At 71.7% G+C, this 24,466-nt stretch carries 27 protein-coding genes and 1 tRNA gene; 16 read left to right on the forward strand and 12 right to left on the reverse strand.

What is annotated here, in order from left to right; translation table 11 throughout:
• Positions 1-169 precede the first annotated feature (169 nt).
• Genes ACIA3K_RS11275 through ACIA3K_RS11300 form a run of 6 tightly spaced genes read right to left on the reverse strand, consistent with a single transcriptional unit; the run spans position 170 to position 5,768 of the window.
• Positions 170-1,708, reverse strand: a complete 1,539-nt coding sequence (locus ACIA3K_RS11275; protein WP_396800590.1) for a SpoIIE family protein phosphatase — start codon at positions 1,706-1,708, stop codon at positions 170-172.
• Positions 1,709-1,710: 2 nt separating this feature from the next.
• Complete coding sequence (locus ACIA3K_RS11280; protein WP_396800591.1) at positions 1,711-3,081, reverse strand: sensor histidine kinase; 1,371 nt, start codon at positions 3,079-3,081, stop codon at positions 1,711-1,713.
• The gene (locus ACIA3K_RS11285; protein WP_396800592.1) at positions 3,078-4,085 is read right to left on the reverse strand and encodes a SpoIIE family protein phosphatase; all 1,008 of its coding nucleotides are present in this window, start codon (positions 4,083-4,085) and stop codon (positions 3,078-3,080) included. The genes ACIA3K_RS11280 and ACIA3K_RS11285 overlap by 4 nt, the downstream gene beginning before the upstream one ends.
• Positions 4,082-4,501: an anti-sigma regulatory factor gene (locus ACIA3K_RS11290; RefSeq protein ID WP_396800593.1), complete on the reverse strand. Its 420-nt coding sequence runs from the start codon at positions 4,499-4,501 to the stop codon at positions 4,082-4,084. The genes ACIA3K_RS11285 and ACIA3K_RS11290 overlap by 4 nt, the downstream gene beginning before the upstream one ends.
• Positions 4,498-4,908, reverse strand: a complete 411-nt coding sequence (locus ACIA3K_RS11295) for an STAS domain-containing protein (protein ID WP_355048333.1) — start codon at positions 4,906-4,908, stop codon at positions 4,498-4,500. Before ACIA3K_RS11295 ends, ACIA3K_RS11290 begins: the two co-directional genes overlap by 4 nt.
• Entirely contained in the window at positions 4,908-5,768 is an 861-nt protein-coding gene (locus tag ACIA3K_RS11300) for an STAS domain-containing protein (RefSeq protein WP_396800595.1), read from the reverse strand. Before ACIA3K_RS11300 ends, ACIA3K_RS11295 begins: the two co-directional genes overlap by 1 nt.
• Before the next feature lie 166 nt (positions 5,769-5,934).
• Between ACIA3K_RS11300 and ACIA3K_RS11305 the strand changes: the two genes are divergently transcribed.
• A complete protein-coding gene (locus tag ACIA3K_RS11305) occupies positions 5,935-6,291 on the forward strand; it encodes an STAS domain-containing protein (RefSeq protein ID WP_088951054.1) in 357 nt (118 codons plus the stop codon).
• A 13-nt stretch (positions 6,292-6,304) separates the two neighbouring features.
• Here the strand turns inward: ACIA3K_RS11305 and ACIA3K_RS11310 are convergent, their stop codons facing one another.
• Positions 6,305-7,450 carry an MFS transporter gene (locus ACIA3K_RS11310; protein WP_396800821.1) on the reverse strand — a complete coding sequence of 382 codons (1,146 nt, stop codon included), beginning with the start codon at positions 7,448-7,450 and terminating at the stop codon, positions 6,305-6,307.
• Positions 7,451-7,623: 173 nt separating this feature from the next.
• On the opposite strand from ACIA3K_RS11310, the gene ACIA3K_RS11315 reads away from it, so the two are divergent.
• The 4 genes from ACIA3K_RS11315 to ACIA3K_RS11330 all read left to right on the forward strand — a co-directional run bounded on the left by ACIA3K_RS11315 (position 7,624) and on the right by ACIA3K_RS11330 (position 9,590).
• Positions 7,624-8,319, forward strand: a complete 696-nt coding sequence (locus ACIA3K_RS11315; RefSeq protein ID WP_396800596.1) for a FadR/GntR family transcriptional regulator — start codon at positions 7,624-7,626, stop codon at positions 8,317-8,319.
• Between the two features lie 39 nt (positions 8,320-8,358).
• Positions 8,359-8,832, forward strand: coding sequence for a large conductance mechanosensitive channel protein MscL (gene mscL, locus ACIA3K_RS11320; protein ID WP_396800597.1), 474 nt, complete (start codon positions 8,359-8,361; stop codon positions 8,830-8,832).
• Between the two features lie 81 nt (positions 8,833-8,913).
• Positions 8,914-9,165: a hypothetical protein gene (locus ACIA3K_RS11325; RefSeq protein WP_355048337.1), complete on the forward strand. Its 252-nt coding sequence runs from the start codon at positions 8,914-8,916 to the stop codon at positions 9,163-9,165.
• Between the two features lie 56 nt (positions 9,166-9,221).
• Positions 9,222-9,590: a hypothetical protein gene (locus tag ACIA3K_RS11330; RefSeq protein WP_396800599.1), complete on the forward strand. Its 369-nt coding sequence runs from the start codon at positions 9,222-9,224 to the stop codon at positions 9,588-9,590.
• An 85-nt stretch (positions 9,591-9,675) separates the two neighbouring features.
• Here ACIA3K_RS11330 and ACIA3K_RS11335 read toward each other — a convergent pair whose 3' ends face one another.
• Positions 9,676-10,908, reverse strand: coding sequence for a benzoate/H(+) symporter BenE family transporter (locus tag ACIA3K_RS11335; protein WP_396800600.1), 1,233 nt, complete (start codon positions 10,906-10,908; stop codon positions 9,676-9,678).
• Between the two features lie 57 nt (positions 10,909-10,965).
• Between ACIA3K_RS11335 and ACIA3K_RS11340 the strand changes: the two genes are divergently transcribed.
• Entirely contained in the window at positions 10,966-11,526 is a 561-nt protein-coding gene (locus ACIA3K_RS11340) for a helix-turn-helix domain-containing protein (RefSeq protein ID WP_396800601.1), read from the forward strand.
• A gap of 7 nt (positions 11,527-11,533) precedes the next feature.
• Here ACIA3K_RS11340 and ACIA3K_RS11345 read toward each other — a convergent pair whose 3' ends face one another.
• On the reverse strand, positions 11,534-12,556 hold the full coding sequence (locus tag ACIA3K_RS11345; RefSeq protein ID WP_396800602.1) for a LuxR C-terminal-related transcriptional regulator: 1,023 nt from the start codon (positions 12,554-12,556) through the stop codon (positions 11,534-11,536).
• 62 nt (positions 12,557-12,618) lie between these two features.
• Here ACIA3K_RS11345 and ACIA3K_RS11350 point away from each other — a divergent pair, with 62 nt between their 5' ends.
• The 4 genes from ACIA3K_RS11350 (at position 12,619) to ACIA3K_RS11365 (ending at position 16,612) form a co-directional block, all read left to right on the forward strand.
• Positions 12,619-13,338 (forward strand): PP2C family protein-serine/threonine phosphatase, encoded by a 720-nt coding sequence (locus ACIA3K_RS11350; protein ID WP_396800603.1) that lies wholly within the window; start codon positions 12,619-12,621, stop codon positions 13,336-13,338.
• Between the two features lie 53 nt (positions 13,339-13,391).
• A complete protein-coding gene (gene eis, locus ACIA3K_RS11355; protein WP_396800604.1) occupies positions 13,392-14,582 on the forward strand; it encodes an enhanced intracellular survival protein Eis in 1,191 nt (396 codons plus the stop codon).
• A 42-nt stretch (positions 14,583-14,624) separates the two neighbouring features.
• Entirely contained in the window at positions 14,625-15,374 is a 750-nt protein-coding gene (locus tag ACIA3K_RS11360) for a ZIP family metal transporter (RefSeq protein ID WP_396800606.1), read from the forward strand.
• An 83-nt stretch (positions 15,375-15,457) separates the two neighbouring features.
• Entirely contained in the window at positions 15,458-16,612 is a 1,155-nt protein-coding gene (locus ACIA3K_RS11365; protein ID WP_396800823.1) for a hypothetical protein, read from the forward strand.
• Positions 16,613-16,716: 104 nt separating this feature from the next.
• Here the strand turns inward: ACIA3K_RS11365 and ACIA3K_RS11370 are convergent, their stop codons facing one another.
• Entirely contained in the window at positions 16,717-17,799 is a 1,083-nt protein-coding gene (locus ACIA3K_RS11370) for an NAD-dependent epimerase/dehydratase family protein (protein WP_396800607.1), read from the reverse strand.
• Between the two features lie 247 nt (positions 17,800-18,046).
• On the opposite strand from ACIA3K_RS11370, the gene ACIA3K_RS11375 reads away from it, so the two are divergent.
• The 5 genes from ACIA3K_RS11375 (at position 18,047) to ACIA3K_RS11395 (ending at position 22,453) form a co-directional block, all read left to right on the forward strand.
• Positions 18,047-20,008, forward strand: a complete 1,962-nt coding sequence (locus tag ACIA3K_RS11375; RefSeq protein ID WP_396800825.1) for a penicillin-binding transpeptidase domain-containing protein — start codon at positions 18,047-18,049, stop codon at positions 20,006-20,008.
• A 32-nt stretch (positions 20,009-20,040) separates the two neighbouring features.
• Entirely contained in the window at positions 20,041-21,111 is a 1,071-nt protein-coding gene (locus tag ACIA3K_RS11380; protein ID WP_396800608.1) for an alpha/beta fold hydrolase, read from the forward strand.
• A 41-nt stretch (positions 21,112-21,152) separates the two neighbouring features.
• A complete protein-coding gene (locus ACIA3K_RS11385) occupies positions 21,153-21,818 on the forward strand; it encodes a hemerythrin domain-containing protein (RefSeq protein ID WP_396800609.1) in 666 nt (221 codons plus the stop codon).
• The gene (locus ACIA3K_RS11390; RefSeq protein ID WP_396800611.1) at positions 21,812-22,177 is read left to right on the forward strand and encodes a hypothetical protein; all 366 of its coding nucleotides are present in this window, start codon (positions 21,812-21,814) and stop codon (positions 22,175-22,177) included. The genes ACIA3K_RS11385 and ACIA3K_RS11390 overlap by 7 nt, the downstream gene beginning before the upstream one ends.
• A gap of 204 nt (positions 22,178-22,381) precedes the next feature.
• A tRNA-Lys gene (locus tag ACIA3K_RS11395) sits at positions 22,382-22,453 on the forward strand.
• Between the two features lie 197 nt (positions 22,454-22,650).
• Here the strand turns inward: ACIA3K_RS11395 and ACIA3K_RS11400 are convergent.
• Positions 22,651-23,028, reverse strand: coding sequence for a carboxymuconolactone decarboxylase family protein (locus tag ACIA3K_RS11400; protein WP_396800612.1), 378 nt, complete (start codon positions 23,026-23,028; stop codon positions 22,651-22,653).
• Positions 23,029-23,257: 229 nt separating this feature from the next.
• Positions 23,258-23,701 (reverse strand): SseB family protein, encoded by a 444-nt coding sequence (locus ACIA3K_RS11405; RefSeq protein ID WP_396800614.1) that lies wholly within the window; start codon positions 23,699-23,701, stop codon positions 23,258-23,260.
• A gap of 402 nt (positions 23,702-24,103) precedes the next feature.
• On the opposite strand from ACIA3K_RS11405, the gene ACIA3K_RS11410 reads away from it, so the two are divergent.
• Positions 24,104-24,430 (forward strand): hypothetical protein, encoded by a 327-nt coding sequence (locus tag ACIA3K_RS11410; protein ID WP_396800616.1) that lies wholly within the window; start codon positions 24,104-24,106, stop codon positions 24,428-24,430.
• The last annotated feature ends 36 nt before the right edge of the window (positions 24,431-24,466 follow it).

Raw genomic sequence — 24,466 nt, forward strand, 5'->3', positions numbered from 1 at the left:
AGAACCCCCCGCAAAACCCGGGTCAACACCCCCCCCCCCCCCCCCCCACACCCCACTCACCCGCGTGATCAAGAGGTTCGCGTCATCGACAGGGCGAAATTTGACGCAAACCTCTTGATCACCGGAGCAGAGAGGGGGCCGGGGGGCCGGGGGGGCCGGGGGGGCGTATTCAGCGGCGGCGGAGGGCCACTACGGCTACGTCGTCCTGGATCTTGTCGGGGGCGAGTTCGACCAGGAGGCGAGCGCAGAAATCGTCCAGGTTGTCGTCCACTGTGGCCGACACCGCGGCCAGCGCGGCCAGCCCGTCGTCGATGGTGGCGTCCCGGCGCTCGATCAGCCCGTCGGTGTAGAACACCAGCGTGGCACCGGTCGGCAGGACGAACTCCAGGTCGGCCGGTCGGGGCGCGCGGACGCCGAGCAGGGGCGCCGAGTGCTGCACGAACTCGACCTTGCCGTCGCGGTGCAGCAGCGGCGGCAGGTGGCCGGCGCTGGCCAGCCGGACCCGGCCGCTCGGCGGGTGCAGCAGCAGGACGCAGAGCGTGGCCAGTTCGTTCGGCAGCAGGGTACGCATCAGCTCGTTGACCCGGTGCAGGATCTCGCCGGGCTGGTGCCCCTCGACGGCGTACGCCCGCACCGCGTGCCGCAGCTCGGCCATCACGGTGGCCGCGTGCAGCGAGTGGCCGGCCACGTCCCCGATCGCCAGCAGGAGATGCCCGTCGAGCATCACCAGTTCGTAGAAGTCGCCGCCCACCTCCGTCTGGGCGCTCGCGGGCTCGTAGCGCACCGCGAAGTCCAGTCCGACGACCGTGGGCAGGCTGCGCGGGAGCAGGCTGCGTTGGAGGGTGACGGCGATCCGGTGCTCCTCGTCGAAGGAGCGCTGGGCCTCGACGGCCGCCGCCACGGCCTGGGCGAGCTGCACGAGCACCGGCGTCCGGGCGGTCTGGGTGGCGGTGGGTACGACCACGTAGAGCGGCGCGCGGTCCTCCCTCAGCCGGGCCGCGGCCACGGTCACCGTGTCGTCCGGGGGCCAGGTGATCAGCCCCCAGTTCTGCGGAGAGTCGACCCGCACGGTGGCGCCGGTGGGCACTCCGGTGTCGTCGACGATCCACGGGACGACGGCGGCTTCGGCGCCGGGGCCGGCGCAGACACCGGCGATGCAGTCACCGTCGAACGTCTCGGCGATCACCGCGGCGGGGCTCTTGAAGATCTGCGCGGCCCCCGCCGCGGCGACCTCGAGAAGCCGCCCGAACGTCGACGCGGCGTGCACCGCGACGGTGGTGTCGGCGAGGCCGAGCAGCCGCTCGGCGAGCAGTTCGGCACGCTGCCGGGCCTGGTAGTAGCGCAGCACCGCCCGGGTGGTGGCGATCAGCTCCTCCGGCTCGATCGGCTCGGCCAGGTACGCGTCCGCCCCCCGGGTCAGGCCCTGGGCGCGGTCGGCGACGTCCACGGCGTGCGCGGAGACGTGGATCACCGGCATCGCCGGGTGGGCCTCCTTGATCCGCTCGCACACCTCGTAGCCGCTCAGGTCGGGCAGCCGGACGTCCAGCACCACGAGGTCGATTCGCTCCGTCTCGACCCGGGCCAGCGCCTCGGTGCCGTTCTCCGACTCGAGCACGGTGTACCCGGCCCGGCTGAGCCAGCTGACCAGCAGGTAACGCTTGGTATTGCTGTCATCGACCACCAGGACGGTCGTCGGTACGGCGTCCACCGTCACGCTCCGCCGGTGGGCAGTGAGACGGTGAAGGTGCTGCCCCGGCCGGGCTCACTGGCCAGCTCCAACGTGCCACCGAGCAGGGTCACCAGCCGCCGGGCGTACGGCAGGCCGAGGCCGGTGCCGCCGACCCGGGTCGCGCCGGGCACCTGGTAGAACTCCTCGAAGATCCGATCGTGCAGCTCGGGGGGAATGCCCGGGCCGGTGTCGGTGACCTCGAAGCGCCACCGGTCGTCGCGGCGTCGGACGCGCAGCCGCACCTCGCCGCGCTCGGTGAACTTCAGCGCGTTGTGCAGCAGATTGCGCAGCACCTGGCCGAGCAGCACCTCGTCGGTGCGCAGCACGGCCGGCGCGGCCGGCTCCTCCACCGTCAGCTCCACCCCGGGCCGGGTGGCCAGTGCCCGCATGGTGCCGCGCAGTTGACCGAAGACCGACCGCAGGTCCACGTCCGCCCAGTCCGGCTCGATCCGGCCCGACTCGGCCTTGGCGAGGTCCAGCAGTTCGTTGACCAGACCGAGCAGATCCTCCGCCGAGGAACGGATGAGACCGACCTGACGGACCTGCTCGGTGGTGAGCGGGTCGGACGAGGAGTCCGCGAGCAGGCGTCCCAGCCCGATGATCGCGGTCACCGGGGCGCGCAGCTCGTGGCTCACGTTCGCCAGGAACCGGCTCTTCGACTCACTCGCGGCACGCAGTTGGGCCGACTTCTCGTCCAGCTCGGCGTAGAGGGCGACGACTCCCCGGTTGGTCTCCTCCAGCTCCTCGGTGAGCTGGTTGTAGAGCGCCACCACGCCACGGTTGGTCTCGGCCAGCTCCTCGTTGAGCACGGCCAGCTCGTCGCGCTGGCTGCGCACCTCGTCGAGCGCCGCGATGAGCTGGCCGTTCTGCACGGTCAGTTCGTCCAGCGCGCTGCCCGGCGCGGTGCGGCCGAGTTCGGAACGGAACTCGGCCAGCCGCTCCGGGGTCGGGATCGGCGCGCTCGCCGGGACTCTGCGGGACATCCTTACGACCGTAACCCCCTCGGCGGTCGTCACGCTCAGGGTGTCGACCAGGCGGGACACCGCACCGGACTGCGGCTCGTACCGGCCGTCGGGCAGTGGCCCCACGGGCGCCAGGTCGGCGCGCAGGTGGAAGCGGCCGTCGGGCCGCCCCTCGATGTGGAAGGTGACGTCCGCGCCGCCGGTCAGCCGCAGCAGGTCCCGGGCGACCTCACTGAGCGCGGTGGCGATCCGCACCTGGTCCTGGTGTTCGAGGCCCACCACGGCGGCCACCTCGCGGCCCCGCTGGCGGATGACGAAGATGTCCTGTTCGACGCGGAGCGCCATCTGCAGCAGCGGCGCGGTGGCCGGCAGGGTCGGGTCGGCGCTCATGCCCAGGACCTCGCCACCAGGACACAGGCGTCGTCGCGCCGCGTTCCGGCGTCGCGCAGCAGGGTTGCCGCCAGCACCAGCGGGGACCGTTCGACGAGGCCCGGGTAGTCGGCCAACCGCCAGCGGTCAACGACGCCGTCGCTGTGCATGACGAGCCGGGAGCCGGGCCCGAACGGGTAGTCGTAGCCGCGTACCGTCGGCCGCTGGTGGCCGGCGATGCCGGGCAGCGACACGAGCCCGCGGCGTTGGCCCTCATCGTCGACGATCACGCCGGAGATGTTGCCGAGACCCGCGTAGTGCAGCACGCCGGACGCCAGTTCGGCGACCGCGAGCGCCGCGCCACGGGTGTGCGACATGCTGCGGTGCAGGTGGCTCACTATCGCTGCGGGCGGGCCGGCCGGAGCGTTACGGAACGCGGCGAGCGCGGCCTCGGTGGCGGCGGCGGCCAGCGGGCCGTGCCCCAGACCGTCGCTGACGAGCACCTGGTGCCGGCCGTCGACGAGCCGGACGGCGTACCCGTCACCGCTGACCGTCTCGCCGGGTATCGGCCGGGTGAGGCCACCGGCCCAGGACGGTGTCGCCGGTTCGGCCGGCCAGACCTGGACGGCGAAGACGGTCCCCTTGCCGGGCAGGGAGTAGCCGTCGAACCAGCTCGCCTGCCGGACGATGGCGCCGAGGCCGATGCCGAGCGTGCCGGTGGTGGAGTGCCCGTCCCGGGAGGAGACGGTGAGGTCGGCCATGCCGGGCCCGGAGTCGATGGCGACCATCTCCACGCCGGCCTGCCCGGCGCGACGGACCGGCCGCAGCAGCAGAGCACCGTTGTCGGCGTGCTTGACGAGGTTGCTGGTCAGTTCGGCGGCCACGATGGCCAGGTCCGCGATGCGGGCCGCACCCATCTCGATCTGTTCGCCGAGGCGTTCCGCGGCGCGTCGTACGGCGCTGGCCGCGCTGCTGGCCTCCACCCGGAACCAGATGCCGCTGTCGGTGATCGCGTCCCCGTTCACCGGGCCCACTTGGTGACCGTGATCCGGGTGCCGGTCTCCGCCGATGTCTCGATCTCGAACTCGTCGACCAGACGGCGGGACCCGCTGAGGCCGAGGCCGAGGCCACCGCCGGTGGTGTACCCGTCGGTCAGGGCCAGGTCGAGGTCGGCGATGCCGGGGCCGGAGTCGGCGAAGACGATCTGGAGGCCCTTGCGTCGGCCGTTGTCCACGGTCGCCACCTCGACGGTGCCGCCGCCGCCGTACACCAGGGTGTTGCGGGCCAGTTCGCTCGCGGCCGTGACCACCTTGGTCTGGTCGACCAGCGACAGCTTGACGGCGACCGCCACCGACCGGACCAGTTGCCGGACGCGGACCACGTCCTCGTCGCTGCGGACCGACTGCGCCTGCGGGTGGCCCAGTTCGATGCCCGTGGTCACGGCGTGGCCGTCTCGGCGTCCGGATCGTCGTCGAGCTGGTGGTCGAGCTCGTCGGCGTTGGCCGCCGCGATCAGCTCCATGCCGCGCTCGACGTTCAGCGCGGTACGGATGCCGTTCAGCGACAGCCCCAGTTCGACAAGTGTGATGGCGACGGCCGGGCGCATGCCGACCACCACCGTCTCGGCGTCGAGGACCTTCGAGATCGACGCGATGGTGGAGAGCATCCGGCCGACGAACGAGTCGACGATGTCCAGCGCGGTGATGTCGATGATGACGCCGTGGCAGCCGGTGGCCACGATCCGTTCGGCGAGATCGTCCTGGAGCTGGACCGCCGTCTGGTCGGACATGTCGAGCTGGATGGAGACGAGCAGGATGTCACCGATCTTGAGGATCGGTACGCGTTCCATCAGGCGTCCCTGCGGGACTGGCGGCGGGCGGTCTCGAGCCCGGTGAGCCGCAGCACGTGGCGCAGTGCGTCGGCGAGGCTGGCCTTGGTGGCGATGTCGCCGAACTCGATGCCGAGCGCCACGATGGTCTGCGCGATCTGCGGCCGGATGCCGGAGATGATGCAGTCGGCGCCCATCAGCCGGGCGGCCACCACGGTCTTCAGGATGTGCTGGGCGACCTGGGTGTCCACGGCGGGGACCCCGGTGATGTCGATGATCGCGTACGGGGAGCCGGTGTCGACCAGGGTCTGCAGCAGCCGCTCCATGACCACCTGGGCCCGGGCGGAGTCCAGGGTGCCGACCAGCGGGACGGCGACCACGCCCTCCCACAGCTTGACCACCGGGGTGGAGAGTTCGAGCAACTGCTCGGCCTGGTCGGCGATGAGGCTCTCGCGGGTGCGCACGAAGCTCTCGAAGGTGAACAGGCCCAGCTCGTCGACCAGCTTGGAGTAGGCGACGAAGTCGTGCAGCGCGTCGGCGGTGCCGGACTCCTGGAGCAGTTCGGCCAGCACGTCCTTGACCGCGAATACGCTGATCGTCGTCTCGGTGGCGGAGAAGCCCTGCCGGGCCCTGCCCCGGGACAACTCGGAGAGCGTGGCGCGCAGTTCGCCCGCGCTCTCGGCGGACAGATCGAAGCTGCCCTTCTCGGCGACGCCGACGATGGCCTGGTACAGGTCGTCGACCTGCCGGCGCAGCTCGGCGTGGCTCAGCCGGCCCCGCAGCGAGCCGGCGACGATGTCGGTCCACCGCTGTGTGATCTGCTCGGCGTGGCCGCCCAGCAGCGCGGCGAGTCGACCACTTTCTTCGGCGTTCAACGCCATCGCGAAAACCCCCCTCGACCTGGACCGGCCGGACTCTATCACCGGGGCCTGCACAACTAGTTGCTCCGTAGCAATGGAATGACGGGGACCACCGGATGGCGGCTCCCGTTCTGCGTGCGACCCCGGTCGTGGGATACCGTTCCCCCGATAACAGGAGGTCTGGCGAATGTCCCTGACGGTGCACACGGAACAACGCGGCGACGTGGTCGTCGTGTCGGTCGCGGGCGAGCTGGACATGGCAACCGCACCGCAGTTGCAGGACCAGATCACCGACCTGCTCGACAAGGGCCGCAGCCGGCTGGTGTTCGATCTGGCGGACGTCTCGTTCTGCGACTCGACCGGTCTGTCGGTGTTCGTTCGCGCCAAGAACAGCTGTGACGAGGCCGGCGGTGTGGTGCGGTTGGCCGCTCCGCAGCGTGGCGTGCTGCGCATCCTCGAGGTGAGCGGGCTCGTCGAGGTGCTGCACACCTATCCGACGGTGGACGAGGCCGTCGCCGGCGAACCGACTCCGGCGTCCTCCTAACCGCTGTTTCGACCTACTCGTCCTCGACGTAGCGGGGACGGGCGATTGCCATGCCCGCCGCCGTCTGCACGGCGAGCGCGGCCAGCAGGAATCCGATCGGCGCCGTCCAGCCACCGGTGATCTCGTAGAGGATGCCGACCGACAGCGGGCCGAGGGCGGCGATCACGTACCCGGTGCTCTGCGCGAAGGCCGAGAGCGCGACGGTCCCGTCGGCGGTACGCGCGCGCAGACCGATCGTCGTGAGGATCAGCGGGAACGCGCCCTGGCCGAGCGCCAGCAGGGCCACCCAGAGCAACGCGGCCCCGTGTGGTGCCAGCGCCAGCCCCAGGTAGGCCAGCGCCGACGCGCCGGTCAGGCCGAACACCAGCGGGCGCAGGGTGGCGAGCCGGCCGGCGAGGGTGGGCATCAACAGCGCGATCGGCACGCCGAGCGCGGTCACCCCGGCGAGCAGCAGCCCGGCCGACTCGGGCCGGTAGCCGGCGTCGCGGAACAGTTGGGCCAGCCAACCCATGATGGCGTACCCGCTGAGCGACTGCGCCCCGAAGTAGATCGCCATGGCCCAACCCAGCCGGGTCCGCGCCGGCCGGACCCGCGCGGCGACGGCCGCCGTCGGGGTCGCGCGCCGCGCGCCCCGGCGGGTCCGCAGCGCCAGCGGCACCCACGGGAGTACGGCCACCGCGGCCAGCCCGGCCCAGACGCCCAGCCCGGCCCGCCAGGACCCGAAGGCGTGCGCGATCGGCACGGCGGTGGCCGCGGCCACCGTCGTGCCCAGGGTCAACGCCATCGTGTACGCCCCGGTGACGAGCCCGGTCCGGTGGCCGAAGTGCTGCTTGACGAGCATGGGCAGCAGGATGTTGGCGACCGCGATGCCGGCCAGTGCCAACGCGCTGGTGAGCACGAAGATCCAGGCCGAGTCGGTGGCGGCCCGGAGCACCTGGCCGACGGCCAGGACGATCATGGCGACCACCAGTACCCGGGCCGGCGCGACCCGGCGGACCAGCCACGGGGTGAGCGCGCCGAGGCCGGCGAACGCGATGGTCGGCAGGGTGGTGACCAGCCCGGCCATGACGCCGGAGAGCCCCAACCCGGCGCGGATCTCATCGAGCAGGGCGCCGAGGCTGGTGACCGCCATGCGCAGGTTCAGCGCGACCAGCAGCATCCCGACCAGCACCAGCGCGCCACCGGTCACCGGGTGCGTCCGCCGGGTCGCGGGTTCGCGCGTCGGGTGGGTGTCGACGACGGGTGTGGGCAGGGCCGGAGCGGCGGCGGCTGGCGGGGTCATGACCTCTAACCTACAATCATGGGATGAATTCTGGGCCGGTGATGTAACCAGTGCCACCGTCGGTCGATTCCCCCGCCGCGCAGCCAGCCGTGCCTCCCCGGGGCCACCGTGTCCGCCAGACCATCGAGCAGCTCCGGGCCCGGATCCTCGGCGGCGAGTGGCCGGTGGGCGGCCGCATCCCCACCGAGCCACAGTTGGTCGCCGCGCTGGGCGTCGGGCGCAACACGGTCCGCGAGGCCGTCCGCGCCCTCGTGCACGCCGGGGTGCTGGAGTGCCGGCAGGGCTCGGGCACCTACGTGGTGTCCACCGACGAACTGGCCCCGGTGGTGGCCCGTCGACTGGGCGACGACCGGATGACCGAGGTCATCGAGGTACGCCGTGCCTTCGAGGTGGAGGCGGCCCGACTCGCCGCGCTGAGGCGTACACCGCAGGACCTGGCGGCGCTGGACGGCGCGCTCGCCGACCGCGAGGCGGCCTGGCGCGGCGGCCGGGTCGACGCGTTCGTGGAGGCCGACGCGGCGCTGCACGTCGCGGTGGTCGCCGCCGCGCACAACGCGATGCTCGCCGAGCTGTACGCCTCCTTCGGCGCCGCCCTGCGCAGCACCGTCGCCCAGGCGATGGGGGGCGCGCTCACGCCCGAGCGCTACGTCGACCACACCCGGCTGGTCGAGGCGATCCGGGCCGGCGACGCGGGCCGGGCGGCGATCGAGGCCGGTGCTTTTCTGGAGCCGGCCGACGGGGCATAGGTTGTCCGCGACGGAAAACCGGACACCTCGGGAGTACGGATGCTCAAGGGCTTCAAAGATTTCATCATGCGCGGCAACGTCGTCGATCTGGCGGTCGGTGTCGTCATCGGCGCCGCGTTCACGGGCGTGGTCACCCAGCTGACCAAGTCGTTCCTCGAACCGCTGGTCCGGGTGATGATCGTGCTGATCACCGGGAACAAGAACGGCCTCAGCGGCTCGACCCCCAAGTTCCGGGAGATCCCGTTCGACTGGGTGGCGTTCGTCAACGCGGCCATCACCTTCCTGCTCACCGCTGCTGCGCTCTACTTCCTGGTCGTCTACCCGATGAACCGGCTGGCCGAGCGGCGCAAGCGGGGCGAGGAGCCGCCGCCGGCCGCCCCCAGCGAGGAGGTCAAGCTGCTCACCGAGATCCGGGACGCCCTGGTCTCCGCCGGTCACACGACCCCGGGCCAGCAGCGTGGGGCACTGGACGACGTGCTGGGCCGCCGGACGGAACCGCCGACGCAGCGCTGACCCACCCGGATGCACATCGGCCCCTGCGGGATTCCCGCAGGGGCCGCATCTTCTCGTACGTGTGTTCGATAGAGTCCGGCCATGGAGCAGCGGAAGCACTGGTGGAACGGGAAGTGGGGGCGGCTGGCCCGGCGGGACGTCTTCCTCCGGGTGGACGCCGATCGGTGGCACGTCGAGCAGCGGGCCGGCGGCGCCGAGGGCATTTCCCGGTTCTACGAGTACGGCAGCGCGGACGAGGCCGAGGAGACGGTCCGGGCGCTGCTCGACGGCACGGACACCTGGCGGGAGCTGTCCCCGCGCCCGCCGGGCGGCTGGACCCTCCCGAACGGCTGAGCGCGCGCCCTGGGAGGCGGCGTTTAGCGGCGGGCCGCCTCGGGAACCGCTGAGAGATGGACCAGCAGGACGAGCAGCAGGCGACCATCTCGCGGATCACCACCGGGATGCCGGTGATCGACGTCGCCGGCACCGAGATCGGCACCGTGGACCTCGTCCAGCGGGGCGACCCGAACGCGGTGACCGTGCAGACGCCGACCGCCGACCCGGGCAGCAGCCTGGACGAGCTGATCGAGGCGACGGCGGTCGAGGAGCCGGACGTGCCGGCCGACCTGGCGGCACGTCTGCTGCACTCCGGCTATCTGAAGGTCGCCACCGAGTCGGCCGACGGGGCCGTGTACGTCCCGGCCGACCGGATCGGCTCGGTGGCCGACGGGCGGGTCCTCCTCGCCGTGGGCGTGGCCGACCTTCCCCGCGAGGAGTAACCCCGTCGCCCTGATCGACTCGGCTTCATGCAAACAGCGGCATCACCGCACCCCGGACAGCCCGCCTTTCGAGAACCCGAGTGGATCAAGCGGGGAGCCGCCGTGCTGGCTCGGTCGAACTCTCCGACGAGGGCGGGACGGGCGCGGGCGGGACGGGCGCGGGCGTTCGGCGGCGGAAGAGCAGCAGCATGAGGCAGCCGGCGATCAGCCCCCAGAACGCGCCTCCCACGCCGACCAGCGTCACTCCCGAGGCGGTCACCACGAAGGTGACCACCGCCGCTTCCCGGCCCGCCGGGTCGGTCACCGCCGCCGCGAGCGCGGTGGCGAGCGCGCCCAGCAGGGCCAACCCCGCGACGGCCTCGATGAGGATCGGCGGCGCGACCGCGACCAGGGCCGTGGCGACGCCCGCGCCCAGCCCGAGCAGGGCGAGCCCGACGCCGGCGGTGACCGAGGCGACCCAGCGACGCTCCGGGTCCGGGTGCGCGTCGGGGCCGGCGGCCAGCGCGGCGGTGATCGCCGCGAGGTTCACGGCGTGTCCGCCGGCGGGGGCGGCCAGCAGGCTGGCGAGCCCGGTGGCGCGCAGGGCGGCGCCGAACGGCGGACGGTAGCCGTAGCCGACCAGCACCGCCATGCCCGGTACGTTCTGCGCCGCCATCGTGACCAGGAACAGCGGAAGGGCCAACCCGACCAGCGCGGACACGTTCCAGGCCGGCACGGTCAGGGTGACCGACGGGATCAGCGCGGTGCGGCCGCTCAGCCCGGCCGGCGGTGCGGTCAGCGCGAGCGCCACCACGGCCACCAGCAACGCCCCGGGCACCGCCCAGCGGCGGGCGAACCGGTGCAGCAGCAGCCAGCCGGCCACCACCGGACCGGCCACCAGGGGCAGCTCGACGAGCGCCCGGACCGGTGCGGTGCACAGTGGCAGCAGCACTCCGGCGAGCATCGCGCCGGCCACCGGCTTGGGGATCGCGGCCACCGCCCGGCTCAGCGGCGGGAAGAGACCGGCCGCGACGATCAGCAGCCCGGAGACGAGGAACGCGCCCACCGCGACCGGCCAGCCTCCGGGCGGCGGCCCGGTCGCCACCAGCAGCGCCGCGCCCGGCGTCGACCAGGCGACGCTCATCGGGATGCGGTGCCGCAAACCCAGCCAGACGGCGGCGAGCCCGCCCGGCACGCAGAGGGCGAGCAGGCCGGAGGCGGCCTGCGCGTCCGACGCGCCGACGGCCCGGAGCCCGGCCAGGACGACGGTGAACGAGCTGGCGAAGCCGACCAGCGCGGTCACCACGCCGGCCAGCACCGGTTGCGCGCGTCCACCCATGTCACCACCCCCGCAGCGTTCCGTTTACGGAACGACAGTGTGTAGCACCATAGTCGGATGCCGCAGCCACCACCAGCGGGCCGTCCCGGCCTCGAACTGGACGCCGTCGTCGTCGGTCGGCGCGTACGCGCCCTGCGCGAGGAGCGGGGGATCTCGCTGTCCACACTGGCCCGGCTCGCCGGCATCGGGAAGGCGACCCTCTCCGGCCTGGAACACGGCACCCGCAACCCGACCCTGGAGACGCTCTGGGCGGTGACGGCGCAGCTCGGCGTACCGTTCACCGCCCTACTGGCCGACCCGACGCCCGGGCCCGTCATGCACGGCGCCGCCGTCACCGCCACCCTGCTGGAGGTGTTCACCGACACCGACGCGACCTACGAGCTGTACCGGATGCGCGTCGCACCGGGCGTCGTGCAGACGTCCCCCGCCCACCAACCGGGCGTCACCGAACACATCACCGTCTTCGGCGGAGTGCTGCGGGCCGGCCCGGCCGACGCGCCACTGACCGCCCCGGCCGGCGGTCACCTCCGCTGGGTCTCCGACGTGCCCCACACGTACGCGGCGGTGGGCGACGAGGAGGTCGCCGCGAGCCTGCTGCTCCGCTACCCGCGCCGCTGAGACCGATTCAGTCCACCGGGGCGGGGACCGGCATCCGCCGGCGTACCGCCCAGAGCGCCACCTCGGTCCGCGACGCCGAGCCGGTCTTGCGCAGCAGGTTCGACACGTGCACGGTGACCGTCCGCACCGAGATGCCGAGCGCCTTCGCGACCTGCTTGTTCGACATACCGCTGACCAGGCAGCCCAGCACCTCGACCTCCCGGGCGGTCAACTCCACGTCGACCGCCTCGACCGGGCCGAGCGGCGTACGCGGTCCGGGCAACCGTCGCAGCAACGCGTCCGGCCCCTGGCCGGCGTACGCGGCCAGCAGCTCGGTCAACGCGTACGGATTGCCGCCGGTGTGTCGCCAGACCGAGGTGACCAGCCGGTCCGACGGCGGCGCACCCTCGTACACCTGGGCCAGCACCTCGGCGACCTCGGCCGGGCGCAGCGGACCCAGATGCTGGCGGACGACACCGCGTACCCCGCAGAGGCGGGCCAACGCGCGGCGGGTGAGGTCCGGGGCCACCGCGTCGGCGGCCGGCCGGCTGGCGACGATCAGCAGCGCCGGCAGCTCGGCCACGGTGGCCAGCTCACCGACCAGGTTGACGCTGGCCGGGTCGAGCGCGTGCAGGTCGTCCACGACCAGCACCGCCGGGCCGGCGCCGACCAGCAACTGGACGGTACGGACGGCGAGGCGCAGCAGGGTGCCGGGCGCGTACCGCTCGCGCGGCGCGGTGGGCTGCTGGGCGAGCCACGCCAGCGCGTCCGGCGGCAGGGCGAGCGAGCCGGTGTCGCGGCCGGTGAGCACCGCCGCCAACCAGTCGTACGGGGCCGGACCGTGCACCCGGGCGGCGCCCGAGAGCACCACCGACGGACGTGGCGTGAGAGCGTCCACCGCGGCGGCGACCAGCAGACTCTTGCCCACGCCGGCCGCGCCGGTGAGCACCGCGACGGTCGGCGCGCGCCGCTCGGCGGCGGCCACGGACGACCACGCCCGGTCGAGCTCGGCGAGCTCGCCGGCGCGTCCGACCATGGACACCGGCATCATTTCTCAACCCTACGCAGTAGTGCGTAGAGACGAAGGCGGGGTGTTCTTGGCAAGCTGACACCATGACGCTGATCCTCCGCTCGGCCATCCTCAACGACATCGGCCTGGTCCGCACCAACAACGAGGACTCGGCCCTCGCCGGTGACCGCCTGATCGCCGTCGCCGACGGCATGGGTGGCCTGCCCGCGGGTGAGGTGGCGAGCGAGATCGTGATCCGGATCCTGGACGAGCTGACGCCCCCCACCGAACCGGACGCGGCCGCGGACGCCCTTCGTGCCGTGGTCAGCACCGCCAACCAGCGCATCCACGCCGCGATCACCGTGGACCCGGCGCGCGAGGGGATGGGCACCACGCTCACCGCCGCGCTGCTGGCCGGCGAGACGCTGGTGCTGGCCCAGGTCGGTGACTCCCGCTGCTACCTGCTGCGCGACGGGGAGCTGACCCAGCTCACCCGGGACGACACGTTCGTGCAGGCGCTCGTCGACCAGGGCACCCTCTCCCCGGACCAGGCCCGGCACCACCCGCAGCGCTCCCTGGTGACCCGGGCCGTGCAGGGCGCGGACACCCCGCCGGCGGTCGGTGTGCTCACCGTGGTCCCCGGCGACCGGCTGCTCCTGTGCAGCGACGGGCTCTCCGACTACGTCGAGGAGAATGACATCGCGGCGGCGCTGGGCATGTACTCCGACCGCCAGCAGTGCGGCGAGCAGTTGGTGAAGCTGGCCCACCATGCCGGCGCTCCGGACAATGTGACGGTCGTCGTCTCGGACGTCACCCCCCGCTGACCGATCCGGCCAATCCGGTTGCTCCGCTCATCTCAACGGGTTGAGATGAGCGGATGACCATCCGCCGGGTGACCGCCGACGACCGTCTCACCACCAGCTTCCCGCTGGCCGCGTACGCGTTCGAGTCGTCACCGCTGGGCGCCGCCCGGGTCGAGCAGTTCCGTGACTACCTGCCCTACAACGAGGGCAACACGACGCTCACCGTCGAGGAGGACGGCGTCACGCTGGCCGCCACCTCGGCCATCCCCATGCGGCAGAACCTGCGCGGGGTGGTCCTGCCGATGGCCGGCGTCGCCAGTGTGGCCGCCCATCCGCTGGCCCGTCGGCAGGGGCACGTACGGACGCTGCTGCACCAACTGCTCGACGAGATGCGCGACGAGGGGCACCCGCTCAGCGCGCTCTACCCGTTCCGGCCCAGCTTCTACGCCCGGTTCGGTTTTGTGGGCCTGCCCAAGCCGCGCACGGTCACCTTCACCCCGGCCGACCTCGGGCCGCTGCTGCGCGCCGAACTCCCCGGTGAGGTGGGCTGGGAGCGGATCGGGGTGGGCTACCCGGCGTGGCGCGCGTTCACCGAGCGCTGTCTGCGGGACCGGCACGGCTTCTCGCTCTTCCCGGACTACCGGGCGGTCGGGCTGCGGGACCGCGACGAGCACTGGCTGCTCACCGCCCGGGTGGACGGCGAGGTCACGGGCGCGGTCACCTACCGGATCGACGAGTACGGCGGCACGCTGCACGGCAACGAACTGCTCGCCACCGACCCGCTCGCCCGGATGCTGCTGTTGCAGTTCCTCGCCCGGCACGTCGACCAGGTCGGACGGGTCAGCGTGCAGGTGCCGCCGGACGAGCTGCCCGAGCTGTGGCTCACCGACCTGGACGTGCACGTCGAGGTACGGGCGGGCCGGCCCGGAGCGTCCGCGCCGATGGGCCGGCTCCTGTCGCTGGACGCGCTGCGCGGGCTGCCCGCCGGGCCGGGTCGGGTCCGCGTCGAGCTGACCGGCGACCGGTGGCTGGCCGGCACCCACCTGCTGGACGGCACGACCGGCATCCTGGAGATCGTTGCCGGTGACAGCGGCCCGGCGGCGACGGCGACGCTCACCGCGGCCGGGCTCTCCGCCCTGGCGTACGGGGTGCTGGATCCGTCCGAGCTGCCGTTGCGAGGGCTGGGCGAAGTGCCGGTCGACGCCGCCGCCGAACTGCGTGGCATCTTCCCGCGCGCGGTGCCGTACCTCTTCGCCGACTTCTGAGCACGGTTTGCCGCACCCACCACCCGGGGTACGGTCCCGGGAATGCCGGAGTGGTTGCAGGCGGGCGGATGGGGACTGCTGGCCGGGTCGGCGCTGCTGATCGGGGCGGCGGTCGGCTGGTTCGCGCGGGTGCCCCAGCGGCTCATCGCGTCGGTCATGGCGTTCGGCGCGGGCGTGCTGCTCTCCGCCGTCTCGTACGAGCTGATCGAGGTCGCGCACGACCAGGGCGGCATGCTGCCCACCGTGCTCGGCGCGGCCGGCGGCACGTGCGCGTACACCCTCGCCAACGTGGGCCTCGCCCGGCGCGGCGCGCGGAACCGCAAGCGCTCGGGCGGCCAGCAGCCCTCCGAGGGCGAGCAACCCGGCTCCGGGTCGGCAATCGCCGTCGGGGCGCTGCTGGACGGCGTACCCGAATCGGTCGTGATCGGCGCGAGCCTGCTGGCCGGCGGCGCGGTCAGCCTGGTCACGGTCGTGGCGGTGTTCCTCAGCAACATCCCGGAGGGGCTGTCCAGCGCGGCCGGCATGCGCCAGTCCGGCCGGACCCGCCGGTACGTGTTCCTGCTGTGGACCGGGATCGCGCTGATCAGCGGGCTCGCCGCGCTGGTCGGCAACACGCTGCTGGGTGGCGCGCCACCGGAGGTGCTGGCCGCCATCACGGCGTTGGCCGCCGGGGCGATCCTCGCCATGATCACCGACACGATGGTCCCGGAGGCGTTCGAGAACGCCCACCTGCTGGTCGGTCTCATCACGGTCGCCGGCTTCCTGACCGCGTTCGCCCTCTCCCACGCCTGATCGCGGGTCGAGCCTTAGGGCGTTGAATCGGCACGGCGGATTCGGCGGTGCGGCGTCACGGCTCCTAGAGTCACGGGGTGCGCATGACGTCGCTTGCCGCCCTGCTCGTCCTCGGTGTCGCCACCGCGACCCTGCCCGCGTGCGCGTCCGGCGAGCCAACGCCGACCGGCACGCCGTCCGCCTCGCCGCAGGCCGTGGCGACCGGCGACCAGGACGTCGTGCCGGCGGGACGCGACGGTCTCGGTGGTCCGGGGGCCAGCGCCAGCCCGAAGCCGGCCGCGAAGGTCGCCCCGGCCGGCAATCCGAACGGCCACGCGAGCGTGCCCACCGAGGCCCGTGCCGTGGACACCTCGAAGCCGACCCGGACCATCGGCACCGGCACCCCGGCGAGCTGCACCTCCGCTGCCGTGGTGAAGGCCGTCGCCGCCGGTGGCATCATCACGTTCAACTGTGGACCCGGCCCGGTGACGATCAAGATGGCCGCGACCGCGAAGGTCCGCAACGCCAACGGGCCGAAGGTCGTGCTGGACGGCGGCGGCAAGGTCACGCTCAGCGGCCAGGGACAGCGCCGCATCCTCTACATGAACACCTGCGACGAGGCCCAGGGCTGGACCACCTCGCACTGCCAGAACCAGGACCACCCGCAGCTCACCGTGCAGAACCTGACCTTCGCCGACGGCAACTCCACGGGCGACAAGGCCGAGGGTGGCGGCGGGGGCGCGATCTTCGTCCGCGGTGGGCGGCTCAAGATCGTCAACTCACGCTTCGTCGGGAACCGCTGCGACCGTACCGGCCCGGACCTGGGCGGCGCGGCCGTGCGGGTGCTGAGCCAGTACGAGAACAAGCCGGTGTACGTCGTGAGCAGCACCTTCGACGGCGGCTCCTGCGCGAACGGAGGGGCGCTGAGCAGCATCGGCGTGTCGTGGACGGTGCTGAACAGCCTGCTGCGGAACAACGAGGCCATCGGCAACGGCGCCAACCCGGCCAAGTCGGGGACGCCCGGCGGTGGCAGCGGCGGCGCGATCTACTGCGACGGCAACGAGTTCGCCGTCCGCATCGCCGGCACGATCATCGAGAACAACAGGGCCAACGAGGGTGGCGGCGCGATCTTCTTCGTCAGCAACAACCGCACCGGCACCATGAAGATCGAAAGCTCGACGCTGCGCCGCAACCCCAGCGGCAAGTTCGAGACCCCCGGCCACCCCGGCATCTTCTTCCTGGGCGCGGCGTTGAGCTGACCGCGCGGGCCGTCCCCGCTCTGGCGCGGTGATCAAGAGGTTTGCGTCAGATTCCGCCCGTCAGGTGACGCTAACCTCTTGATCGACGAGGCGGGCCGAGGCCGTCAGTAGGGGTTGCCCTGGCCTGGGGGGTTGCCCGACAGGAGACCGGTGGGGCGGCCGGGCTGGTGCGGGGCCGCCGACAGGGGCGGGCTCGGGGTGTGTTCGCCACCGGCCATGCCGGCGAACAGCTCCTTGAGCGCGGTCAGCGCGTCGATCTTGGGAGTCCAGCCCAACTCGGTCTCCGCCCGCTCGCTGGACATCAGCGGCGCGTTCAGGCCCAGCTCCACCCAGCCCGCGTCGACCGGTTGCAGCCGCGCCCGCCAGGTCAGCGCCGCCGCCACCCGCAGCACCGGCGCCGCGACCGGCACCGTCCAACCATGGAAGTGCCGAGCCACCAGCTCCGGAGTCAGCACCGGGTCTGCGGCGACATTGAAAGCGCCGCGCGCATCACCCAGAACAGCCCGGGCGTACGCGTCAGCCACATCGTCCGCATGGACCGCCTGCATCCGCAGCCGCCGGTTCGTGGGTACGAGAGGAATCCGGCCGAAGCGCAGCAGTCGTACCGGCGCGAAGGGGCCGAGAAAGTACCGGGTGATCTCCACGCCGGCGTCCCTCTGGAAGATCAACCCGGGTCGCAGCCGCACCACCCGCAGGGCCGGATGCTCCCGCTCCAACCCGTTCAGCAGCGCCTCGACCTCGGCCTTGTGCTCGCTGTACGACGAGCCGGACACCCCGGTGGCCGGCCACCGCTCGCTGATCGGGTGGTCCTTCGGCCCGGGCGCGTACGTGCCGACGGACGACGCGTACACCAGCGCCGGCACCCCGGCCCGTGCCACCGCCTCGAACACCGCCCGGCTGCCGTCGACGTTCGTCCGCCGCAGGATCCGTTGATCGTGGCTGGGTTGGATCTGCCAGGCCAGGTGCACCACCGCGTCCACACCCGCGAAGATCTCGGCCAACTGGGCCGGAGCGCCCGGCGCGCCGATGTCACAGGAGTGCCATTCCACCTGGTCGTACGGCGTGCCGGCATCCGGGCCGGGCAGCCGCCGGGCCACCCCGACCAGCTCCACACCGCGCTCCCGGCGCAGCCGCCGCAGCACCGCCGTACCGACGTTGCCGCTCGCCCCCACCACCACGATCCGCATGTCCGACCCCGTACCCGCCCAGGACCAGCTCAACCACCGTGCGTCCCGGCGCGGGCGGCTTGATCAACTCGCCTTCCCGGAAATCGGGGCATCCCGGCCACTCGGATGCCCCGCCTTCCCGGAGGGCGAGTCGATCAAGCCGCCGACCGCGCGGGTAAGAGTCTGTCAAGTCGGTCTGACTAGCGTCGCTTCGGCTGCGGCCGGACGAGAGGGGCTGGCAGGGACGACGTTGAGGAGAATCCGCGTGTTGCACCAGTTCCACCCGTCGTGCGCTGACCGCCTCCGGTTCCATGGATCGCTCATCGCGATCGCGGTGACGGTGCTCGCCGCCGGGGCGCTGGCCGCCTGTTCGGCCGATGACGGCCCGAAGAGCAGCATCGACGCCTTCGTGGCCGGCTGGCGCAAGGGCGACCTGGCGGCGGTCGAGTTCGTCGACGCCACGGGCGCGGAGGTTTCGGCGGCCGAGGTGACCCGACAGCTCAAGGAACTGTCCGGCGATCTGGCCGCGACCCCGCCCGCGGTCGTCCTGCGGAGTGAGCCGAAAGTCGACGCCGGCACGGCGACCGGCACCATCACGGTGGACTGGACGCTGCCCGGTGACACCCACTGGACGTACGACCGGCAGGTACGGCTGAACCGGGACGACGACTCCACGTGGCGGGTGATCTGGGAGCCGCAACTGGTGCAGGAGAAGCTCGTCAAGGGCGACCGGTTGGGGCTGCGTCGGGACGCCGCCCGCCGGGGCGGGATCCTGGATGCGGCCGGCAGGCCGATGGTGGAGCCCCGGCCGGTGGTGCGCGTCGGTGTGCAACCGAACCAGGTGCCCGACGTGGACAGCCTGGTCGAGGAGCTGGACGCCGCGTTCCGGGCGATCCGTCCGGCGCTGTCACCCGCCGTCGACGTCGCCGATCTGCCCGACCGGCTCGTGAAGGCCGAACCGGACGCATTCGTCGAGGTGGTGACGCTTCGCGACGATGCGTACCGGCAGATCAAGACCCGTCTCCAGGCCCTGCCGGGCACCAGGTTCGACGCCGAGAAGCTGGACCTCGCGCCGACCCGGGAATTCGCCCGTGCGCTGCTCGGCTCGGTGGACGCGGCGCAGGCCGACGACCTGGCCGCCCACCCCGACAAGTACGCCGTCGGTGACCTGATCGGCCAAGGCGGTCTCCAGGAGCGTTACGACGACCGGCTGCGCGGCAGGTCCGGATTCACCGTGCTCGTCGAGCGATCGGGCCAGGACGGCGAAGGTGCACCGACGGGCGCCGAGCTGTTCCACCGGGATCCAGAGCCGGGGCAGGCGGTCAAGACCAGTCTCGACGTTCGTACGCAGAACGCGGCGGACGCGGCGCTACGTGCAGAGCAACGCCGGTCCGCCGTGGTGGCGGTGCGGGTCAGTGATGGCGCGGTGCTCGCCGCCGCCAACGGACCGGGTGCCGCCGGGGAGAACCTGGCCTTCACCGCGCAGGTTCCACCGGGTTCGACGTTCAAGATGGTCAGCGCGGTCGGGCTGCTCGATCGGGGCGCCGTGACACCGGACGCCGTGGTCGACTGCCTGCAGACCCTGAAGGTCCAGGGCCGGTCGTTCAAGAACTCCGAGGGCTTCGCGCTCGGCCGGGTGCCCTTCCGCACCGACTTCGCCAAGTCCTGCAACACCGCCTTCGCATCGCTGGCTCCGGAGCTGGGTGGCGAGGGGTTGGCTCTCGCCGGCCGATCGCTGGGGTTGGAAGGACAGTGGGACCTCGGCGTCGACGTGTTCACCGGCAAGGTCTCGGCGAACGGTTCGCCGGTCGAACGGGCCGCTGCCATCTTCGGGCAGGGCAAGACCGTGGTCAGCCCGCTGGCCATGGCCGCCGCCACGGCCGCCGTCGCTCGGGGGCGGTTCGAGCAGCCGAAGCTGGTGCTGGACCCCGCGCCGGCCGCACCGGCCGCCGCCGCCGGGCTCAAACCGAGTTCGGTCAAGGCGGTCCGGGCGATGATGCGCGAGGTGGTCACCGCCGGCACCGCCACCGCGCTCAAGGACGTACCGGGCCAGCCGGTGCAGGGCAAGACCGGCACCGCCGAGTACGACAACGACCCCGCCCACACCCACTCCTGGTTCATCGGCTGGCAGGGCGACGTGGCATTCGCTGTCTTCGTGGAGGGTGGCGGATCCAGCACCGAGTCCGCCGTCCCGATCGCGGAACGGTTCCTTCGCGCCCTGCCCCGCTGAGAACGCGTCGGGCTCCACCCGGAATGGACTCCATGGACGCTTCGCCACCGGTCGACACCCTCAACGAGGAGGAGTCGACCACCCGCCGAGATCCCCCGGAGGGCCTCACCCGTGCCCGTCGCGGTCACGTCGGCCGCTTCGTACTCGTGCTGGCGCTCGTCCTTGTGGTGGCCGTCCTGACGTTGTACGGGTGGCCGCTGCGCAGCGACGAGCTCCAACGCGCGGTACCGGAGACCCTCAGCTTCGCCGCGGCGAGCGAGCGGGCCACGCGGACCGTCTCGGCGGACGCCGCCGATCCTGAGGTACGCCCGGACTGCCGGAGCCAGTTTCTCTCCCACGGGAGTACGAGCGCGAAGGCTGTTCTTCTGCTGCACGGCTACACCGGCTGCCCCACGCAGTACCGGGCTCTGGCAAAGCTGTTCTTCGACCGGGGCTACAACGTCTGGGTGCCACGAGCGCCACGACACGGTTTCACCGACCGGTCGGCCAATGCGAAGCTCGACGCCGTCGAGCTGGTCGACTATGCGAACGACGCGTTGAACGTCGCCGCAGGTCTGGGCGACTCCGTCGGCGTGGTGGGCGTCTCCGGTGGCGCCGTCCTGGCCACCTGGCTTGTCGGCCACCGTCCCGATGCGGTACATCGTGCTGTCCTGCTGTCTCCCTTGTACAAGCCCGGTTCCGCCCAGGTTCCCGGCCCGGCCGTCAAGCCCCTCGTCGTCCTCGTCGGGTCGCACCTCGTCCCGGCCCGGGCCAATTCCGACGGCGTCTCGATCGCGGGGCTGTCGCAGTACCTGCGCGTCGTCGGCAACTTCGCGACCGACCCGAGGAGTCCGCACCTACGCGAGCTGGCGGTCGTCACGTCGGAGAACGACGAATTCATCGACCGGCAGGCCGCCGTCGACATTCCGAGAGACATCGCCGAACGGAACGACACGGCGTTCTCGGCGCACGAATTGCCGCGCGAACTCGGCGTTGGGCACGACATCGTCGACCCCAACGGATTGCGGGCCAGCACCGACGACGTCAACCGGTACTACCTCGATCTCTACGAGGGGGTCGAGCGGCCTGACGGCCGGAAGTCGTTGTCAAGACCGCTGACGTAGCGTGCGGTTCCCGCGATCTTCATGCACTGAGGAGCACCGCCGTGCCCGTGAGCAGTAAGCCGTATACCCACGAGATGGTGATCATCCACCGGGTCTTCCGCCGGGAAGCCACCGTCCTCGAAAGGCTGGTCGCCTCGGCCGGGGTCGGTGACGTCGCCCGGGCGGCGCAGCTCACTGCCGCCATTCGCGAGTACGTCGGCGGTCTGCACCATCATCATCACCTTGAGGACGAGTTGATCTGGCCGTTGTTGCGCGAACGCGCCGGTCTGCACACCGACCTGGTGACGCGGATGGAGAAGCAGCACGGCCAACTCGACACCTCGCTGCAGGCCATCGACGCATTGCTCCCGCAGTGGGAGGGTCAGGCCAGCGCTGAGGTGCGCGACGACGTGGCGGCGAGCCTCGCCAGCCACCGCGCGGTCCTCGTCGAACACCTCGACGAGGAGGAGGAGCAGATAATTCCGCTGATTGCGGAACACCTGAGCGTCGACGAGTGGAATCTCGTCGGTCGTCGTGGCCTGGAGGCCGTGCCCCGGAACAAGGTGATGCACGCGCTGGGCGCGATCCTCGAGGACGCCACGCCGGACGAGCGGCGCTACTTCCTCGCCAAGGTGCCCGCGATCGGTCGAGTGATGTGGCGGCTGGTTGGCGAGCGCCAGTACCGACAGCGCATGTCCCGGCTGCGTGAGCGGAGCGGAAAGTGGTAGACGTGGTGCCCTGGCCGGATCATGTGCAGGAGGTGTTCGCCGGAGACCTGGTCACGGCACTCGCCTACACGACTCCGGCGGGCGGGGCGGTCGCCATTCCGGTGACGCCGGTCGGTTCGGTCGACCGGTCCACCAGTTCGATCGGGATCACCACCTCGCTCGCGTTCAGCCGCAAACTGCGGCAGATCGTGCGGGATCCGCGGGTGGCCATGGCCTATCACACGCGCCAGCACGGGTTCGCCAGAGCCTCCGAGTACGTCCTGGCCCAGGGCACCGCCAGGGTGTCGTTGCAGCCGGACCTCGACCGCCTCGCCGGCATGGCCGACCGGGCCGCCCAGATGGCTAGCCGGCCGCACTGAGCCCCGGAGAATGGGGCCTCGGCTCACGGCTACCGCCCCCGGTCCGGCACCGGGGTTCACCCACTCCCCCGCTGACGGCGGTCGTCATGATCAGGGTGCGCCGCCGCCGACCGTGAGCCTTGAACTGACGCTCGGGCCGTCTCGGACGTTCAACCCCGGACTGGACAGGAGGCATGTCCAACAGACGAGGTAACCTGAGCGCACGGGCCGCTAGCTCAATGGCAGAGCTGTGGACTTTTAATCCATAGGTTCAGGGTTCGAGTCCCTGGCGGCCCACCCTTCACCCCTTCTAATCTGCGAAAACGCCGGGCGAAGATCATCGGGCACAACCAGGGCACTAACTAGATCCGATCTTGGCCGGTCAAGGGGTCCCGCCACTCGCCGGCTGCGCCAACCGGCGACTTCACGCCAGTCCGCCCACAGCTTCGACCAGTAGGTGTCGGTCGGCGGCGGACGGCATGGTGGCAGCGTCGTCAGCGGTGCTCGCCGAAGACCGCCGCGGCCACCTGATAGCTGTCGAAGGCCCGGGCCGCCCCGGCGTACGCCTCCAGGTGGATGAAGAGTTCGACGATCTCCTCCTTGGTCACGCCGGACGTCAGCGCGATGCGCAACTGGCCCCGCAGCGGCTCGTGGGTGCCCAGCGCCGCCGCGACGGCCACCGAGATCAGGCAGCGGCTCCGCAGGTCCAGGCCCGGTCGCGGCCACGAGTCGCCGAAGGTGTGCTCGGTCGCCAGCCGCCGGAAGTCCTGACCGACCGCGGGTTCCCCTTCGGCCAGCGGAAGGTTCAACGGTTGGCCGAGGAGGCGCTCCGCAGTGTCGAGGGCCTGCTGGTGTCGGGGATCGTCGGGCATGCGTTGCCACCTCCGCACGTGTCAGCCGATCGGCTGCCGTTCGGTTCCAGCATCGCGCCTACCCCCGGCGTTCGATCGGCCAATCCGGAAACCGGTGGTCGGCATGGCATCGGATGGGCGTCCCGGTCGCTACCGCCCTCGACCCTGAGAGGATCGAGGAGCCTAGGGGCGGCAGGTTGGCCGCCGACGTAACGAGATGAATTGGCTGCCTGGGGTCGCGATGCCGGCCCTAACGGCGCTTGCACCAAGGCCGCCGGCCGGGCGCTCTGGTGGTAGTCGGCGTCAGCAGGGACTCAGCGGCTGACTTGCTGATGACCAGGCTGATCTCGTAGATGGCGCTGTTGACGAGAACGCCTTCACAGTCGGGGTCGGTCGCGGCCATCTGGAGGAGAACCTCGCCCGACACGCCCGCGTTGAACCGGGGACCAAAGTTGCGTAGTGCCGCTTCGGGATCGGCGTATGCCAGCAAGCGTGTCCGTCCGTCGCCGTGAGTGGTGCTGCCCGCGCCAAGGTTGCCGTCGGCGAACTGCACTTGCGCGCCATGGGCGTCCACCCCGGTAGCCACAATGCCGACGGTGGAGGACCGGAAAAGCCTGAGAAAGCGCTCATAGCTCTCTGGGGTCTTGGCTTCCGCGTGCTCCGACATGACATCGGACAGCGGGGTTTCACTCACGCAGCGGACGATAGCCTGCTCGCTGGTTATAGACCAAGGCAGGCTGTTGAGCGGCAACAAGTCCCGCTTCAACGTCTGAAGTCGGCAAGGGTGTTCTACCTGCGCGCAGGGAGCCGCAGTGGGACCGCGACTGTGCCCCGCTGGCTCGTTCCCTTCTGCTCGCCCCGGAGCTGTGCGGGCCGACTGCCGAAGAACCCACTCCCGCGCGGGTCAGCGGCGACGTACCGCAGCCGGTCCGGGACTTTTTTGGATGTCCAGGTAAGGCGCACGATGTCATCATGGCGAGATGGCGACCCCACAGAACGGATCATGAGCCGTAGGCCCCCCCGCGATCTACGAGTGCCTCGGTACACCAAGCACGCCGACGCCTCCCCCCGTGTTCCCGATGGGATCTCGGCCAAGGTGCTGCGGCAGATCACCGAAGCCGCGCAGGCAGGGCGCTGTCAGGACGTGGAGTCGATGGCGTCAGCGATTGCCACCTTGAAGCGGTTTCTCCGGCGATCCGGCGCGGTGTTGACCCTCGATCAGGATGCCGACTGCCCCTGCTGTGACCCGCGTACGGCGATCGACACCCTGCACAGGATCGCCATGGCGGTCCCTCCGACCGGCAGGCGCGAGATCCAGGCGATCGTGGATCCCCTTGCCGAGCGGTACCGCGCCCGCACCCTGCACGATCCAAGCTCGCCACAGGACAGCCCGTGGTGGTGGCGACGCATCGCCGATCGCTGAGTGATCGCGACACCACTGCGGCGCGGGTCGGCGCTT

The sequence above is a fragment of the Micromonospora sp. NPDC051543 genome (genome assembly GCF_044454415.1).
Taxonomy (GTDB): Bacteria; Actinomycetota; Actinomycetes; order Mycobacteriales; family Micromonosporaceae; genus Micromonospora.

What these genes read in the sequence shown, in the direction of transcription:
- ACIA3K_RS11280 (WP_396800591.1), bottom strand. Translation starts at nt 3,081, where the DNA reads ATGAGCGCCGACCCGACCCTGCCGGCCACCGCGCCGCTGCTGCAGATG.
- ACIA3K_RS11295 (WP_355048333.1), bottom strand. Translation starts at nt 4,908, where the DNA reads ATGGAACGCGTACCGATCCTCAAGATCGGTGACATCCTGCTCGTCTCC.
- ACIA3K_RS11300 (WP_396800595.1), bottom strand. Translation starts at nt 5,768, where the DNA reads ATGGCGTTGAACGCCGAAGAAAGTGGTCGACTCGCCGCGCTGCTGGGC.
- ACIA3K_RS11305 (WP_088951054.1), top strand. Translation starts at nt 5,935, where the DNA reads ATGTCCCTGACGGTGCACACGGAACAACGCGGCGACGTGGTCGTCGTG.
- ACIA3K_RS11310 (WP_396800821.1), bottom strand. Translation starts at nt 7,450, where the DNA reads ATGCTGCTGGTCGCGCTGAACCTGCGCATGGCGGTCACCAGCCTCGGC.
- mscL (WP_396800597.1), top strand. Translation starts at nt 8,359, where the DNA reads ATGCTCAAGGGCTTCAAAGATTTCATCATGCGCGGCAACGTCGTCGAT.
- ACIA3K_RS11325 (WP_355048337.1), top strand. Translation starts at nt 8,914, where the DNA reads ATGGAGCAGCGGAAGCACTGGTGGAACGGGAAGTGGGGGCGGCTGGCC.
- ACIA3K_RS11330 (WP_396800599.1), top strand. Translation starts at nt 9,222, where the DNA reads ATGGACCAGCAGGACGAGCAGCAGGCGACCATCTCGCGGATCACCACC.
- ACIA3K_RS11335 (WP_396800600.1), bottom strand. Translation starts at nt 10,908, where the DNA reads ATGGGTGGACGCGCGCAACCGGTGCTGGCCGGCGTGGTGACCGCGCTG.
- ACIA3K_RS11340 (WP_396800601.1), top strand. Translation starts at nt 10,966, where the DNA reads ATGCCGCAGCCACCACCAGCGGGCCGTCCCGGCCTCGAACTGGACGCC.
- ACIA3K_RS11345 (WP_396800602.1), bottom strand. Translation starts at nt 12,556, where the DNA reads ATGATGCCGGTGTCCATGGTCGGACGCGCCGGCGAGCTCGCCGAGCTC.
- ACIA3K_RS11350 (WP_396800603.1), top strand. Translation starts at nt 12,619, where the DNA reads ATGACGCTGATCCTCCGCTCGGCCATCCTCAACGACATCGGCCTGGTC.
- eis (WP_396800604.1), top strand. Translation starts at nt 13,392, where the DNA reads ATGACCATCCGCCGGGTGACCGCCGACGACCGTCTCACCACCAGCTTC.
- ACIA3K_RS11360 (WP_396800606.1), top strand. Translation starts at nt 14,625, where the DNA reads ATGCCGGAGTGGTTGCAGGCGGGCGGATGGGGACTGCTGGCCGGGTCG.
- ACIA3K_RS11365 (WP_396800823.1), top strand. Translation starts at nt 15,458, where the DNA reads ATGACGTCGCTTGCCGCCCTGCTCGTCCTCGGTGTCGCCACCGCGACC.
- ACIA3K_RS11370 (WP_396800607.1), bottom strand. Translation starts at nt 17,799, where the DNA reads ATGCGGATCGTGGTGGTGGGGGCGAGCGGCAACGTCGGTACGGCGGTG.
- ACIA3K_RS11380 (WP_396800608.1), top strand. Translation starts at nt 20,041, where the DNA reads ATGGACGCTTCGCCACCGGTCGACACCCTCAACGAGGAGGAGTCGACC.
- ACIA3K_RS11400 (WP_396800612.1), bottom strand. Translation starts at nt 23,028, where the DNA reads ATGCCCGACGATCCCCGACACCAGCAGGCCCTCGACACTGCGGAGCGC.